We start from the raw sequence: 16,107 nt of genomic DNA on the forward strand, positions 1-16,107 counted from the left end.
CTTTAAAATTACTTATCTTATGGTATTAATTTAACCCTAGATAGAAAATAAAAGAAAAGCGGACAGTTTCTTTTTTGGGCATATATGTCGAAAACAAGGGAAACAATAGATTTTTTGCAAAATTTTGAATGACGGCTTCAAGAAAATATGGTATATAATATAATTAATAAGTTGACGGTGATAGGGAAAGCCACAGAAATTGATACCGGGGAAAGAAGGGCTGTAGACTGTATGGAAGAGGCATTTTATAAACAGATTTTATTGAATTCACCAAGGGCATTTGCTTACCACAAAATTCTTCTTGACGAAGAAGGCAGACCCATTGACTATGTGTTTCTTGAAGTAAACAGAGCATTTGAAGAAATGACAGGATTAAAAGCTGAACAAATAATAGGGAAAAAGATAACGGAAGTAATTCCGGGAATAAAGGAAGAAGAATTCGATTTTATTAAGGCATATGCAGAAACCGCCCTACATGGGAAAACCGCAGAATACGAACAATACTCGGCGGCTCTTGGCCGCTGGTACCACATCCAGGTATATTCTCCCAGGCTATATTACTTTGCGATAAATTTTCTGGATGTATCCAGAGAAAGACAGCAGGTTGAGGAAAGTGAAAAGCTGTTTAACAGGATACAGGAAAATGAACTGCAATTTCACCGTATGATTGATAACCTACCGATTTCACTTTATATTAATGGTATAGACGGTGAAATATTTTATGTTAACAATGCCGGAAAAGAACTTTTTGAAACAGGTGAGATAGTAAGGGAGGGAAGCAGTACCCTTGCCTTTTGGGCAAACACAGAAGACAGACGCCGGTTCGTTGATGAGCTGATAGAGCAGGGTATGGTAAAGGGTTTTGAAACGAATCTGCAGACACAGAAAGGGAGAACATTCTGGGCAATGGTAAGCGGTATTTTTATTCAATATCAAAACCAGCTCTGCATACTCGCTACGCAGCAGGATATAACCCAGCGAAAACTTATGGAGAGCGCATTAAGGGCAAGCGAGGAAAAGTACCGTCTGATTACCGAGTTTACTTCTGATATGATATGGATATTTAATTATAGCAGGTATAAATTTACTTATATAAGCCCGGCAGTTGTTCAGATATTGGGCTATCAGCCGGAGGAGGCCTTAGAGATTCCATTAGAAAACTTGCTGCCGGAAGAATTTCTTCAGCGTGTGGAGCAGCGGGCTGCAGAACATGTAAGAGAGTTTCTTGAGAATCCGGAAAAATCCCAGTTTTATATTATTGAGATGCAGAGTAATCATAAAAACGGCCGGCTTATTTGGATGGAGACCTCCGCCGGATATCGTTATAACGCTGAGCAGGAAATTGAGATACTTGGAGTCAGCCGTAATATTGAGGAGAGAAGAAATGTCGAACAAAAGGTGTTATATTTAAGTTATCATGATCAATTGACAGGGCTATACAATCGCAGGTTCTATGATGAAGAGCTTTTAAGACTGGATGCAGCCAGGAATCTTCCGGTTACCTTGGTCCTTGCTGATGTGAACGGTTTAAAACTTACCAATGATGCTTTTGGTCACCTGGCGGGCGATCAGCTGCTTATCCAGGTCTCACAGATTCTTTCCAGTGAATGCCATGGGGAGGATATGGTAGCACGTATCGGCGGAGATGAATTTGTCCTCTTGCTGCCGGGGATGGAGGAAAAAGAGGCGGAGGGACTTATAGCCAATATTAAAAAGACATTAGCTGCAAGAAGCAGTGAAAGTTCTGTCCTTTCCGTTTCCTTTGGCTGTGCAACAAAGACAGCAGATACCCAGCGGATGGAGAATATTTTTGTGGAAGCAGAGAATGCCATGTACCGGCATAAACTCAATGAAAGCAGCAGTATGCGTAATGAAACCCTGAAAATAATAACGCAAGTATTTTATCGTAAAAGCAAAGAGGAAGAAGCTCATAACAAAAGAGTAGGCGGATTATGCGGAGAGATAGCAAAAGCAATGGGGATGAGCGAGGAGTCGGTTAACGAGATTATAACAGCTGGTTCTCTTCATGATATCGGTAAGATAGGAATGGAAGAAAAACTTTTTAACAAACAGAATCCCCTTACGGAGGCAGAATGGGTTGAATACAAAAGGCACCCTGAAATAGGTTACCAGATATTGAAAAGCTCCAATGAATTTACCCAGATTGCACTATATGTCTTATGCCATCATGAACGTATGGATGGCAAGGGTTATCCCAGGGGAATAAAAGGTAGTGATATACCACTGCAGGCAAGGATCTTAAGTCTTGCAGATGCATATGACAGGATGCTGTACCCAAGAGAATATCAGGAACCAATGGAGGAGGAGGCCGTTATCAAAGAAATAGCAGCCAATGCAGGCAGCCAATTCGATGAAGCAGTAGCCAGGATATTTATTGAAAAGGTTTTAAAAAGAAACTGGACAGATTATACTGGAGCTTAAATAAATCCGTATAAATGCAAAGGGCTGTTGCAAAATAGCTTAATAAAATCTAAAACAGGACTGAGTGTATACTAATACATTTCGCGTCGACTGGTCGAGCTCTTCTTGTGAAGCGGAGCGTTTTGAACGAGCGAGGGAAAAGCAGCCAAATGTATTAGTATACACCCAATCCTTTCAAAAGAGTGAATTAGCTATTTTGTAACAGCCCCGTTTATTGACGCTCTTTTTTTCTGGAAAATAAACGAAAAGCAGTAATCGCAGCGCCTGTCATACTGATAACAAAAGCTGTCAGATATACAATTCTCATGGCAAAGAGGAAGGCCGAAGTACCGGCTGTTGTAATATCGCTTACGTGATGACCTACTTTCCCGCTCATTCCCTGATATAAAAGGGTAGTAGCAAGGGTAATACCCACAATCATACCAAGATTACGGACCAGAGCACTGATACTGCCGCCAATACCAAGTTTGTTCCTTGGAAGAGTAGACATTACAAGTGAAGTATTAGGGGATTGAAACAGGGCATTACCAAGGGACATAATTCCCATATACATACCCATTGCCAGGTAGTTCGGGCTGGCATTCAGGGTGGACATTAAAAGCAATCCGATACTGATAAGGCAAAGTCCTATTAATGTTAAAATTTCAGAACCTATTTTATCAGAGATATATCCGCTTATGGGAGCGGCCAGTGCCAGGATTAGAGGGTAGATGGAAAGGAATATTCCCGCACTTTTCGGGGATAATCCCAAAGCATCCTGCAGGTAAAAGGGCATAACGATATTGGAGCAAAAAATAGCGATAAAGCTTATAAAGCTGCAGACTAAGCTGATACTGAACCATTTGCTGTGGAAAAGAGATAAATCCAGTAAAGGCATCTCAATGCGTTTCTCCCTGCGTAAAAAGAAGCAGAAGAGTATCACAGAAGTGATAAGGCTTATTATTACAGCGGGAGAAGTAAAGCCTGCCTGCTGAACCTGTCCTAAACCTCCAAAGAGCAGTACAATAAAGGTCAGGAATAAGAGAGAACCGGGTAGATCAACTTTCTCATTCATTTTCTTTCCGGAATGGGGGAGTAATTTCAGGGACAGTAAAATTACTATAATACCGATTGGTATGTTAATCCAGAAGATATATTCCCATCTGGTAAAATCAACGATCAGACCTCCAAGGGATGGTCCTACCAACGAACCAAGAGCTACAAAAGCACCGTTGATTCCTAAAGCACGGCCTCTTTCCTTATCCGGAAATACCTGGGTGATAATTCCCTGGCTGTTAGACATAAGTCCAGCGGCACCGATAGCCTGGACTACCCTTGCAATTAAAAGCACGGTAAGGGAAGCAGAAATACCACATAGAAGAGAACCTAAGGTAAAGACAGCAAGACCTATTTGAAAGACAAGGGTTTTGCCGTATATATCGCCCAGTCTGCCAAAGAGCAGCATCGTAGCAGATACTGCAATAAGATAGATACTTACTACCCAGGCAATGGCGCCGGAGGATACAGAGAGGTTTTTTGACATAGTGGGAAGTGCTACATTTACAATACTACTGTCCAAGGTGGACATAAAAACTGACATAACAACAATAAATAAAATGCCCCATCTGACACTTCGGGGTACAGTGGTCGGATGATCATTTTCTTTGATGGCAATATCCATAATCTAAAATTCCTTTACTTTTCTTCTGCGCGTATCATAATGGTATTCAACATGCTGTATAACTCCTCCAGCTTTTCCGGCGGAATATCTACGGTAATCTGCTCAATCCAGTCATCTAAAGCTTGTCTTATAAAAGGGATAACCTCCCTTGCTTTATCGGTCAGATAAAGTTTGCAGGATCTTTGGTCGTTATCATGAGGCAGCTTTTTTATATAATCTAAGGAAATCAACTTTTGAACCGTACGAGTTGACAAGGCTTTATCCACATGTATTTTTCGGCTTAACTTCTCCAGATTAATTCCTTCCTCATCGTATAGAGTTAAAAGAAACGGATAGGAGCCGCTGCTTAATTCCAGAGGCTTTAATACAACATCCATATGCTGTTGGCTGCACTTCGTAATATGTCCTACACGTCTGGTAAGCGGATTATTTACACTCATATTGTACCTTTTCTGATATATTATTTTGTAATGTTCGAGTTATTATACCTCCAATAAAATTGAGTTGTCAACTTTATTGTTAAAAACTAAACGGGTTTAAAAAAGTCTTTTATTCTTTCATCATAAATGATATAATAAGCAATACTAACAGCCATGCTTTTCCAAAGCGTGTGAATTATGTCTTCCAAAATAATTTATACTAAGTACCATCTTGCGATGATATAGAGGATTAAGAAAATGAAAAAGAAAGTAAAAGTTAAGGGTGCCTTACAGTCATATCTAAGATGGCCCCTCTTTTTGTCCTTGCTGTTAATAACAATGGATATTGGTATCAATATAGCAGACAGAGAAGCCGGCATTATGATGAACGGCTTTGTTGTTGTGTACATTATCATAGCCCTGGTCTTATATTTTTATAAACGGCCTAATATACTGGGAGATATTGTACGCTATGCCGCGGACTACGGGCAGGTTCAAAAACAGCTCTTGAAGGATATGGCGCTGCCTTATGGTGTCCTTGATTGCCAGGGCAGACTTCTTTGGGGGAACAATGAATTCATTGAAGTAGTCGGTGATGAAAAGCTGGCAAAGAAATCTATAAGCCGGATCTTTCCTGAGATCACGGAAGCGGTTCTGCCTATTGATATGCAGGATCAGATTCTTCATCTTACAAAGGATAATTTCTTTTATAAGGTAGTTCTGCGTAAAATTATTGCAAATGGTTTCTTTGATGAGCAGGTTTGGGATGCAGCAGAGGACGGGCATGGAGATGACTCTAACAGCCTGATCGGAATCTATATCTACGATGAAACAGAGATAAAGTCCTTAGCCAGACAGAATCAGGAACAGCGGATGATTACAGGACTTTTGTACATTGATAATTATGAGGAAGCTCTTGAAAGCATTGATGAAGTCAGACGGTCACTGCTGGTCGCTTTGGTAGACCGTAAAATTAATAAATATATGCAGAGTATTGATGCTATTGTCAAGAAAGTGGAGAAAGATAAATATATTTTTCTATTTAAGCATAAATACCTGAGTCAGCTTCAGAATAACAAATTCAATCTTCTGGAGGAAGTTAGAACGATTAATATCGGTAATGAGATGTCCGTGACAATCAGTATTGGTCTTGGTGTTAATGTAGAATCCTACCAGACGAGTTATGAATATGCCAGAGCGGCAATCGATCTGGCGCTTGGCAGAGGCGGAGACCAGGCTGTTATTAAGGATGGGGATAAGATATCTTACTACGGCGGAAAGAGTATTCAATTAGAGAAGAGTACCCGTGTAAAGGCCCGTGTAAAAGCTCATGCCTTAAAAGAATTCGTAGAAGCGAAAGATAAAGTAGTGATAATGGGCCATGCCATAGGAGATGTAGATTCTTTTGGTGCAGGAATTGGTATTTACCGTATTGCAAAGACGTTAAATAAGAAAGCACATATTGTTATAAATGAAGTTACTACTTCTGTAAGGCCCTTAATGACAAGGTTTATCAATAATCCGGATTATGAAGATGATATGTTCTTAAAGAGTGAACAGGCTATCGGACTGGTAGATAATAATACACTTTTGGTAATTGTTGATGTAAACCGGCCGAGTTATACAGAGTGCAAGGAACTTTTAAGTCTGACCAAAACCATTGTAATACTGGATCATCACAGACAGACCGGAGAAGCAATCGAAAATCCTGTTCTATCCTATATAGAGCCCTATGCTTCTTCTTCCTGCGAGATGGTAGCAGAAATCCTGCAGTATATCGGAGACGGTCTCCGTTTGAAACAGGTGGAAGCAGATGCTATGTACGCTGGTATTATGATTGATACAAACAATTTCCTGACAAAAACAGGGGTAAGAACCTTTGAAGCTGCAGCATTTCTAAGGAGAAGCGGCGCAGATGTAACGCGAATCAGAAAAGCCTTTCGCAGTGACATGGATGAATATAAGACGAAAGCGGAAGCCATTAGCGGCACAGAAGTTTATATGGAGCATTATGCTATTACCATATGCGCCAGTGCGGGTATTAACAGCCCCACTGTTCTTGGCGCACAGGTTGCAAATGAGCTTCTTAATATTAATAATATCAGAGCATCTTTTGTTTTCACAGAATTTAATGAAAAAATATATCTTAGTGCAAGATCAATTGATGAAGTGAACGTGCAGCTTATTATGGAAAGATTAGGCGGAGGCGGTCACATGAGTGTTGCCGGTGCACAGTTTACCGGCTGTACCCTCTCAGAAGCTACTTATAATTTAAAGACAACCCTTTCAACTATGAAGAAGGAAGGCGAGTTATAAGCCGGGTCAAATGTGATAAATATCAGCTAGGATTCCGGATGATTGAATAAAGGAGGCATTATATTATGCAGATTATATTAACACAGGATGTAAAAGCATTAGGTAAAAAGGGTGAAATGGTTAATGTAAGTGATGGCTACGCCAGGAATTTTATTCTTCCTAAAAAACTGGGAGTGGAAGCCAATGCAAAAAACCTCAATGACTTAAAGTTACAGAAAGCTGCAGAGGAAAAAAGGCAGAAAGAAATCTTAGAAGAAGCAAAAGTGCTTGGAAAAGATATAGAAAGCAAGACCCTGGAAGTAAGAATAAAGACCGGCGAAGGCGGAAGAACCTTCGGTTCTATCTCCTCCAAGGAAATCGCCCAGGAATTAAAGTCCCAGTATGGACTGGATATTGACAAGAAGAAACTTCAGGTAAATGATCCTATTAAAACTCTTGGAACCCATACGGTTCCTGTCAAACTGCATCCTCAGGTTACCGCTGAATTAAAGGTGAAGGTTATAGAACAGTAAGTAGGAAGGAAACTGATTTTCCGTCGGTTTGTCTTTTAGACCTATAAAAAGAGATATCTTGAAAAAGGTTACAAAAATTAAACTTAAGAAAATTGATAGATACGGGAATAGGGAGGAAATACCGTGGATGAGGCATTTATAAAAAAAGTTCTTCCACACAATGGTGAGGCTGAGCAGTCAGTTATTGGCTCTATGATAATGGATAAGGATGCCATTTCGGCTGCATCGGAATTTGTTAGCGGTGAGGACTTTTATGAGCAGCGTTTCGGAGTGCTCTTTGATGCCATTCTGGAATTATATAATGAAGGAAAGCCGGTAGATTTAATCACTCTGCAAAATAAGTTAAAAGAAAAGGAAGTTCCGGAAGAGCTAAGCAGTCTGGAATTTTTTCGAGATATTATAGCATCCGTACCGACTTCTGCCAATGTACGGTATTATGCCGGGATTGTTAAAGAAAAATCAACCTTAAGGCAGCTTATAAAAGTTACAGAATCCATATCCAACGAATGTTATCTGGATAAAGAGAAGCTGGAAAATATCTTAGAGGATTCGGAAAAGAAGATGTTTGATATTCTTCAGAAAAGAAATACCGGAGATTTTGTTGGTATCAGAGACATTGTATTTCAGTCCCTGGAGAGTATTGAAATGGCTGCCCGCAATAAAGGAAGTGTAACGGGAGTTGCAACCGGTTTTTATGACTTGGATTACAAAACAGCAGGGCTTCAGCCCTCGGACCTAATACTGATAGCTGCGAGACCTTCCATGGGTAAGACAGCCTTTGTATTAAATATAGCAGAACATGTTGTTTTAAAAGGAAATGTAACTACAGCCATTTTCAGTTTGGAAATGTCAAAGGACCAGCTTGTAAAACGTATTATGTCCATGCACTCAAAGGTAAATTCCCAGTCCATCAGGACGGGTGAATTATCAGACGAGGACTGGATTAAGCTGGTAGAGAGTGCCAGAGCAATCGGAAATTCTAATTTAATTATTGATGATACTTCCAGTATCTCCGTCGGTGAGCTTCGATCTAAATGCAGAAAGTTTAAATTAGAACATAATCTTGGATTGGTAATTATTGACTACCTTCAGTTGATGACCGGCAGTAAGAAAAACGAATCCAGACAGCAGGAAATCTCAGAAATATCAAGATCTTTAAAGGGTATAGCCAGAGAATTGAATGTTCCGGTTATTGCATTGTCTCAGTTAAGCCGTGCGGTGGAGCAGCGTCCTGATAAAAGACCGATGCTCTCTGACCTTCGTGAGTCCGGTGCTATTGAGCAGGATGCCGATATTGTAATGTTCATCTACCGTGATGATTACTATAATCATGATTCAGAGGAAGCGGGCATATCAGAAATTATAATCGGCAAACAAAGAAATGGTCCTACAGGGACCGTTAAGCTGGCATGGCAGTCCCAGTATACGAAGTTTGCTAACCTGGAAAGAAGTTAACTTGTGTGAATTATTAAAAAGAACATTTCATGCAAAGCTGCAGGTATGATTGAAGTGTGAAAAATGAAAAGCATAGTTCATACAAAGTTTAACAGGAACTATAAATAACCGTGACAAATTATTATGATATCTTCTATAAAGCAGGCTTTCAAGAGAAATTATTTTCTTTTGAAAGTCTGTTTTTGATTCCCGCCGTTTTTTTTTCTGCCATAGTGTCGAGGAGAGCGGAAAGAAAGTACCTGCTTTTTATTGCAATGGACAGGCTCTATGCTATAATAAAATTAATGTAAATAAATTACAAACTCAGGAGGATGAGGAATGCAAGAAATGCGCTATATCATATCGGAGGCCTCGAAAAAAGTAGATGTTGAACAGCATACGTTACGGTATTGGGAAGAGGAGCTGGATTTACATATAAACCGGAATGAAATGGGACATAGATATTATACGGAAGAAAACATAGAAATTTTTAAAGCTGTTAAGGTGTTAAAAGAGAAAGGGTATCAGTTAAGGGCTATAAAGATTCTGCTGCCGGAATTGGAGAAGATGAAAAGTACAGATGAAAGCGAAATCGGAAAAATGAAGGATGAGTGGGACAAAAAGTACGTAGAGGAGCTGGTGAAAGAGGAACCGCTTAGTATTTCCATTGCTGAAAAGAATCTGCCAAAGAGTGAAGAAAGAAACAGCTACCCCAAAACAGAACAGAAACTAAGCCAATTCAAGGCCATTATGGAGGGCCTTTTTGTTGACGCATTAAGAGACAATAATGAACTTATGGCAGAAACGGTAAGTGAAAATGTAACAGACCGGGTGATAAAAGAGATGGACTATTTGTTGAGGATAAAGGAAGAAAGGGAAGAAGAAAGATACAAACAATTTGATAAAGCTTTAAGAGAAATTCAGCTAGGAAGAGCAGAAGCAGCAGCGGGACTGATAAAGAAACATAAAAAAGCCTTCGGAAAATCAAAAAAATTCAGATAATAAAAAAGACCGAGGCTTGACTCTTAGAGTAAAGCATACAGTCTTTTTCTTTGAATATATTAAGCCCATGCAAATCGCAGACCAGTCTGCGATAATATCTATAGAAGGAACTCAACAAATGCAATGCTTTGTTGAATTAAGCCTCAATAGCACCTGTAGGACATGTAGCTGCACAAGCACCACAATCAAGACAGGCATCAGCATCGATTTCATAGTGACTAGCACCTTCAGAAATTGCTCCAACAGGACATTCTCCTGCACATGCGCCGCAGCTAATACATTCATCTGTAATTTTATATGCCATTTTTATGTACCTCCTTTTTATTTTTCAACTATTATTTTAATATAAACAAGCCTATAATACAAGTAAAATATACATAAACTTCGAAAAGAAAGTTGCTGTTTGCCTGGCGGTAGCGCGAGAAATACCGCCTTGACGGCATCATTGTCATGGATTATAATGTAATAGTAAACAATACAGATAAGTTAGCTTTTGATAAACAAGGAGGAATTAAAATGGCACAGGTATCAAAGGACATGACAATCGGTGAAATCATAACCGTTGATCAGGGTATCATTCCTATTCTTTTAGCATCAGGAATGCACTGCATCGGCTGTCCTTCTTCTCAGGGAGAATCTTTGGAAGAAGCTGCGATGGTTCATGGCATGGATGCAGATGAATTAATGGAAACAATTAATGAATATTTGCAAAATAAATAGATAAAAATCAAAAAAGATTCTGTAGCAAAACTGCTACAGAATCTTTTTTTGATTTCTTGCCTGCGACTCATAAAGTCTTATATCTGAGATAAAACCTGTACGGCCTTACCTTTTATAATCTGATCAAAGTGTTCCTCGTAATAATAGGTACTTGCATAGGTAGTGGGTTCAAGTTTACCGTATTCCGAGACAATATTGCAGATTTTATTAAACTCTTCCGGCGTGTGCTCGGATTTTGATATTACAAGATAATAAATGGAGTTCAGGGGGTTCTTATACAGTGTATTTTGACCGCTGTAGAAGTGACCGATTACTGCTGCAAGCTTGCTGACTTCATCCAGTGACTTAAAGGAATATACTTTCATCAGATTAGTCTGATAGGATACTGTCTTTGTTTCTGTCAGCTTTTCAGAAGGCTCTTCTTTATTAATGGATAAGGCTTCTGCCAAAGGAATGAAATCCTCGTTATCCTCCGATGTGTTGTCGGAGAGTAAGTCGTCTATTTGTCCAAAGGAGTTGATAATTTCATCAGCATAGGAGTCATCGCCATCATCCTCATATACATCGTCACTGTCATGGTCATCAGGTGAGAACTTCGAAAATCTGGTATCCAGTTCATCCGGATCCTCTACTTTTGTTATCACCAGAATCAAACACTCCGGTGAAACAGGTATTGCTTCTATCATCAACGGTATATCTTCTGCTTCAAATCCAAACTCGTAATTTGCCTGCTGCATCATGTCACGGAATAAGGCTTTCGCTTTTTCACTACCATAGGCTAGCTCACTGATACGTAACTCCCGATCCACTAAATCATCTCTGCTCAAAGTACAGCGAATCTGACGTTCGCTAATTTTCTCTATCTTCATAGAATCACATCCTTTTCTATGTGCTGGCCTGCGATATTGTGGCCGCCTTGCAGGCATTCTATTGCTGTAACAGACTATGAGTGCTGCAACACTGATATAGTACTAGGTATAAAGATAGCTATAGTGATGTTGTATTCAAAGTATAATTTATTCATATTACTTAGTCAAGAGATTTTTTCCGCCAAATTCATGGATATTCCTGCTTTATTGCTATCTCTTATTCATTCTAATATATGCTTTACCGTAACAAACATTTACATATAATTTCAGTATTAGTAATTACAAAAAAAGATACTCCGTCATTATGACGAAGTTAGTTAGAAAAGTTTGTGAATTACAATGAATAGAAAATGATTGTGATTCATTTAAGATAACGTTATAATGAAAAAGAAATCATTGATATTTTTTCCGTAATGAGTCTAACAAGAAAGGAGAAGATGAATAACCCGATTTGGTTTGGTAAGTACCGAATCATAAAAACTCTGGGAAAGGGCGGAAGCGGAGAAGTATTTCTCGCGGAGCATATTAAGCTTGTTTCTCAGTGTGCTATAAAAAGAATTCCTAAGGGTAACCCCCTTCACGAACAGCTCTTACACGAAGCTGTTATCTTAAAAAGTCTGTCACATCCATGTATCCCGGTAATCTACGATTTTGAAGAAGATGACGAATATTCCTATATTATTGAACAATATATTGAAGGTGTTCTATTAAAAGACTTCGTAAAACAGGAAGGAAGATTAAAAGAAAGCCTGGTTATTTCTATCGGTGCAGCAATCTGTGATTTATTTCTCTATCTATATTCTTTGGACAAGCCTCTCCTATATTTAGACCTCAATCCAGGAAATATTATTTTAAAGAATAAAGAAGTCAAATTAATTGACTTTGGTGCCTGTATCTATAAAAAATCAGCAGAAAAACGAAAAATTTTATTAGGGACCAAGGGTTTTTCCGCACCGGAATTAAAGAACGGCATTCCCAATGAGCAAAGTGATGTATATGCCATCGGTGCTCTGTTATATTATATGACAATGGGGGAAATACCTCTTTCGAACAACAGTAATCATTTCTTCGATACAGCAAAAGCGCTGTATTCAAAGGGCCTTCAAAATATTATCCAAAAAGCCTTCAGATATCATCCAGTTTTTCGCTATCTTTCAGTTGCTGAATTAAAAAAGAAATTATTAGAACAAAATCGGAAAATAAGCAATGGCAATGCAATATCAAGAGATTTCCTGAAGATAGGAATTGCAGGAGCACAAAGCAGAATAGGAGTTACTCATCTGGCGTTGATGCTTACAAGATATCTAAATAAAAAAGGAATTAAGAGTCTTTATGTGGAAAAGAATCCTTCCGGGCACTTACGAGGGATACTGAATAAACGGGGTGCCACGCTTCAAAAGGATGGTATCTGGCAGTTGGAAAGCAGCTTCTATCTACCTTTTTCCTTGTTATCTACTCCACCTGAAACTAAAAAGTATTCTATTATCATATATGATTCAGGCGTGGATTACAAGGAGGATAATAGTTATAAGGAGGCTGATATTAAGCTTTTTCTTATCGGTACGAAAGACTGGGAAATAGGTAATTTTATCCAAGCCGAGGATTGGCTGAAAGAAGATTCCGTGAAACTCCTGCTAAATTTTCTAAGCGGAAAAGATTACAGGGATTTTTGCAGCAATGAAAGAAGGCGGCTCGCTGACAGACAGCAGTGGTACCGCATTCCGTATGAACCGAATCCTTTCACAAATGAATTCTCGAAAGAAATGAAGGATTTCTTGGAGGGAATTATGGAACCGGAATAACCAATTGATGCCAGGAGGTGCTTCGTTGCATATCTTCAAAGGGAAAACCATAAAAAACAAGGTGTTTGGCAAGCAGATTATAGGAATTGCCGGCACCCATAAAGGTGCCGGGGTCACACATCTGGGCCTTATGCTGACCACCTGCTTAAGTGAAGGTTTGGGGTTGAATACAGCATATCTTCACTGGACAGACAACAAGGATGTCTGCTTTCTAAGAAATCATTTCTGCCCTGAGGATAAAAATGATTCTTTCGATGAAGAATTTCAGGTATCTAGAGCAGTTTTTTATCCGCGGGTCCGAAGAGAAAAGATGTTTGATATCTTATCCGAGGGTTATGACTGCATTGTTATGGATTTTGGCAGTAGTTATAAAGATCACAGGGAGGAATTTCTACGCTGCGATAAGAAGATAATAGTTTCTTGTCTTTCGCCCTGGAAGCGCTTTTATTTGGAGGAATTTATAGCAGAAACAGAGGAAATACCAGAGAGTGCGAATTGGATTTACGGCATAAATCACAGCAGCGCAAAAGAAGTATCGGATGCAGTCAGAAGACTTAAGGGGAAGGCTTCTGATGGAAGAACGCTGCCAGGAAAGATACTTACCATCCCATATGAAAAAGATCCTTTTTTTCTGTCACCTGATGCCATGAATTTTACGAAGTACATACTAAATAATTTAAGAACATAACTGTTAACGTAATCTGCCCTTGGTATAAGTATAGCATATCACAAATGACCTTCTTATCCAAAAGGCAAGTCAATAAAGGGCTGCAATAAGTATCCTCAATACACCGGCAGACCATAAGGGGCTGTTGCAAAATAGCTAATTTATTCTTTTGAAAGATTGGGTGTATAATAATACATTTAACTGCTTTTCCCTCGCTCGTTCAAAACGCTCCGCTTCACAAGAAGAGCTCGGCCAGTCGACGCAAAATGTATTATTATACACCCAGTCCTGTTTTAGAGATTATTATGGCTATTTTGCAACAGCCCCTTATACTAAAAGCTCCATTGAAGGGTGATAATAAAGAAAGCTTTTAAAAAGAATCCCACTTTCATTTGCATACCGGCTAAAGCCTACAAGGGAATTATGTAAAAAAGTAGATTTTTCTAATGACTACTGTCAGATTCAATGCTATAATAATAGGAAAAGCGCGCTTTATGGAGGTTTATTATGAGAAAACAAAGGAATATGACAGTGGCAGGAATCTCACTTGCTCTGGTAATATTGCTGGTTATTATACTATCTGCTGTTATTAAGGAATTTACTCCCAGCCATAAACAAATGGCCCTTACAGATTATTATCAGGTTAAGGGTGACGAAGTCCAGATCATTTTACAGGATACTCTTTATGAAAAACAGGGATTATTAAAAGATGGTCAGGTATATCTTGATTATTATACCGTGGCAGATATCTTTAATAAAAGATTTTACTGGGATTCTAACGAGAATATTCTAAGTTATACCACACCGACTGAAATTATAAGAGCTGAAATCGGCAATAGCTTTTATAATGAAAATAACAGTCAGGTAAAAACAGACTATGAACCGGTTATCATGGAAAATCAGAATGCATATGTAGCAATAGATTTTGTGAAACAGTATACTGATATGAACTATACTTTCTATAAATCCCCTTCCAGAGTTGTGATTGAGTATAAATGGGGAGATATCCTTACATCAAAGGTTAAGAAGAAAACCGAACTTAGGTACAAGTCAAGTATTAAAAGTGATATCCTAAAGGAGTTAAAAGAAGGAGAAGAGCTTACACTTGTTGATACCAGCGAAGTAACAAGCGGAAAATTCTATAAAGTAATTACAAAAGACGGTATTATCGGTTATGTGAAGACAAACCGGGTAATAAAACCTGGTTATAGCGAATTGAAAAGCAATTATAAGGCTCCGGCTTATTCACATATTACACAGGACAATAAAGTGAACCTGGTATGGCATCAGGTCACCAATACCTCGGCCAACAGTAATCTGGCAACTCTATTAGAGGATGCAAAAGGGGTAACTTGTGTATCCCCTACCTGGTTTAAACTTTCGGACAATAAAGGAGGAATTACTTCTCTTGCCAGTGAGAGCTATGTTGAACGCGCACATAATATGGGTATTCAAGTGTGGGCACTGGTAGATGATTTTAATACGGATGTTGATAAGAAAAAGGTGCTTTCATCCACATCCAGCAGAAAAAAATTAGTAAATGAACTGATCGCAGAAACCATCAAAGATGGAATAGACGGTATAAATATTGATTTTGAAAATATTCCTCAGGATGCCGGAGAGGATTATATCCAGTTCATACGTGAGCTGTCAGTTAAGTGCAGAAGTAATGGCATCGTACTTTCCATAGACAATTATGTACCGGCCAGTTATAATTCTCATTATGATTGGGAGGAGCAGGGAATTGTAGCTGATTATGTTATCGTTATGGCTTATGATGAACACCACAGCAATTCAGAAGAAAGTGGTTCCGTATCCTCTGTAGGCTTTGTAGAGAATGCGGTGAGTGAAATCCTGAAATCTGTTCCCAAAGAAAGAGTAATAATTGGCTTACCTTTCTACACAAGATTGTGGAAAGAGGCAAAAAATGAGGATGGAACGGTGAAGATATCATCTGAAGCTTATGGTATGAATGCTGCAGCAAATCTGCTTATCGATAACGGTGTCACTGCAAAATGGGATGATAAGACAGGTCAATACTATGGAGAATTTACAAAAGACGGTGATGTATATAAGATGTGGCTGGAAGATGAGGATTCCATGGAAGCTAAGTTAAAAGCAGTTTCAAAGGGAAATGTAGCCGGAATTGCCGGTTGGAAGCTTGGACTTGAGAAGGATGACATCTGGAATGTTATTGCAAAATATATGAATTAAAAATTCATATTGTAATGTGATTCATAGGGGAGGGCTTTTACTCATAGAAT

At 38.9% G+C, this 16,107-nt stretch carries 13 protein-coding genes; 9 read left to right on the top strand and 4 right to left on the bottom strand.

Annotated features, from left to right (window positions below):
- Nucleotides 1–231: 231 nt before the first annotated feature.
- Nucleotides 232–2,442, top strand: coding sequence for a PAS domain S-box protein (locus bsdcttw_RS01525; protein WP_207726478.1), 2,211 nt, complete (start codon nucleotides 232–234; stop codon nucleotides 2,440–2,442).
- Between the two features lie 211 nt (nucleotides 2,443–2,653).
- Here the strand turns inward: bsdcttw_RS01525 and bsdcttw_RS01530 are convergent, their stop codons facing one another.
- Together bsdcttw_RS01530 and bsdcttw_RS01535 are read right to left on the bottom strand one after the other, a co-directional pair.
- Entirely contained in the window at nucleotides 2,654–4,102 is a 1,449-nt protein-coding gene (locus bsdcttw_RS01530) for an MFS transporter (protein WP_185257700.1), read from the bottom strand.
- Between the two features lie 14 nt (nucleotides 4,103–4,116).
- Nucleotides 4,117–4,542 carry a MarR family winged helix-turn-helix transcriptional regulator gene (locus tag bsdcttw_RS01535; protein ID WP_185257701.1) on the bottom strand — a complete coding sequence of 142 codons (426 nt, stop codon included), beginning with the start codon at nucleotides 4,540–4,542 and terminating at the stop codon, nucleotides 4,117–4,119.
- 237 nt (nucleotides 4,543–4,779) lie between these two features.
- On the opposite strand from bsdcttw_RS01535, the gene bsdcttw_RS01540 reads away from it, so the two are divergent.
- The 4 genes from bsdcttw_RS01540 (at nucleotide 4,780) to bsdcttw_RS01555 (ending at nucleotide 9,785) form a co-directional block, all read left to right on the top strand.
- Nucleotides 4,780–6,837 carry a DHH family phosphoesterase gene (locus tag bsdcttw_RS01540; RefSeq protein ID WP_185257702.1) on the top strand — a complete coding sequence of 686 codons (2,058 nt, stop codon included), beginning with the start codon at nucleotides 4,780–4,782 and terminating at the stop codon, nucleotides 6,835–6,837.
- Nucleotides 6,838–6,902: 65 nt separating this feature from the next.
- Complete coding sequence (rplI, locus tag bsdcttw_RS01545) at nucleotides 6,903–7,349, top strand: 50S ribosomal protein L9 (protein WP_185257703.1); 447 nt, start codon at nucleotides 6,903–6,905, stop codon at nucleotides 7,347–7,349.
- Between the two features lie 123 nt (nucleotides 7,350–7,472).
- Complete coding sequence (gene dnaB, locus bsdcttw_RS01550) at nucleotides 7,473–8,804, top strand: replicative DNA helicase (protein ID WP_185257704.1); 1,332 nt, start codon at nucleotides 7,473–7,475, stop codon at nucleotides 8,802–8,804.
- Nucleotides 8,805–9,122: 318 nt separating this feature from the next.
- A complete protein-coding gene (locus bsdcttw_RS01555; protein WP_185257705.1) occupies nucleotides 9,123–9,785 on the top strand; it encodes a helix-turn-helix domain-containing protein in 663 nt (220 codons plus the stop codon).
- A 136-nt stretch (nucleotides 9,786–9,921) separates the two neighbouring features.
- Here bsdcttw_RS01555 and bsdcttw_RS01560 read toward each other — a convergent pair whose 3' ends face one another.
- Entirely contained in the window at nucleotides 9,922–10,089 is a 168-nt protein-coding gene (locus bsdcttw_RS01560) for a DUF362 domain-containing protein (protein WP_185257706.1), read from the bottom strand.
- A gap of 212 nt (nucleotides 10,090–10,301) precedes the next feature.
- Between bsdcttw_RS01560 and bsdcttw_RS01565 the strand changes: the two genes are divergently transcribed.
- The gene (locus bsdcttw_RS01565; protein ID WP_185257707.1) at nucleotides 10,302–10,505 is read left to right on the top strand and encodes a DUF1858 domain-containing protein; all 204 of its coding nucleotides are present in this window, start codon (nucleotides 10,302–10,304) and stop codon (nucleotides 10,503–10,505) included.
- Between the two features lie 77 nt (nucleotides 10,506–10,582).
- Here bsdcttw_RS01565 and bsdcttw_RS01570 read toward each other — a convergent pair whose 3' ends face one another.
- Nucleotides 10,583–11,374 carry an adaptor protein MecA gene (locus tag bsdcttw_RS01570; protein WP_185257708.1) on the bottom strand — a complete coding sequence of 264 codons (792 nt, stop codon included), beginning with the start codon at nucleotides 11,372–11,374 and terminating at the stop codon, nucleotides 10,583–10,585.
- Nucleotides 11,375–11,811: 437 nt separating this feature from the next.
- Here bsdcttw_RS01570 and bsdcttw_RS01575 point away from each other — a divergent pair, with 437 nt between their 5' ends.
- From bsdcttw_RS01575 to bsdcttw_RS01585, 3 genes are all read left to right on the top strand, one after another.
- On the top strand, nucleotides 11,812–13,176 hold the full coding sequence (locus tag bsdcttw_RS01575; protein WP_185257709.1) for a serine/threonine-protein kinase: 1,365 nt from the start codon (nucleotides 11,812–11,814) through the stop codon (nucleotides 13,174–13,176).
- Nucleotides 13,177–13,201: 25 nt separating this feature from the next.
- Nucleotides 13,202–13,864 (top strand): hypothetical protein, encoded by a 663-nt coding sequence (locus bsdcttw_RS01580; RefSeq protein WP_185257710.1) that lies wholly within the window; start codon nucleotides 13,202–13,204, stop codon nucleotides 13,862–13,864.
- A 486-nt stretch (nucleotides 13,865–14,350) separates the two neighbouring features.
- The gene (locus bsdcttw_RS01585) at nucleotides 14,351–16,057 is read left to right on the top strand and encodes a glycosyl hydrolase family 18 protein (protein WP_185257711.1); all 1,707 of its coding nucleotides are present in this window, start codon (nucleotides 14,351–14,353) and stop codon (nucleotides 16,055–16,057) included.
- Nucleotides 16,058–16,107 lie beyond the last annotated feature (50 nt).

It is taken from the genome of Anaerocolumna chitinilytica, assembly GCF_014218355.1.
In the GTDB taxonomy this organism is placed as follows: Bacteria; Bacillota; Clostridia; order Lachnospirales; family Lachnospiraceae; genus Anaerocolumna; species Anaerocolumna chitinilytica.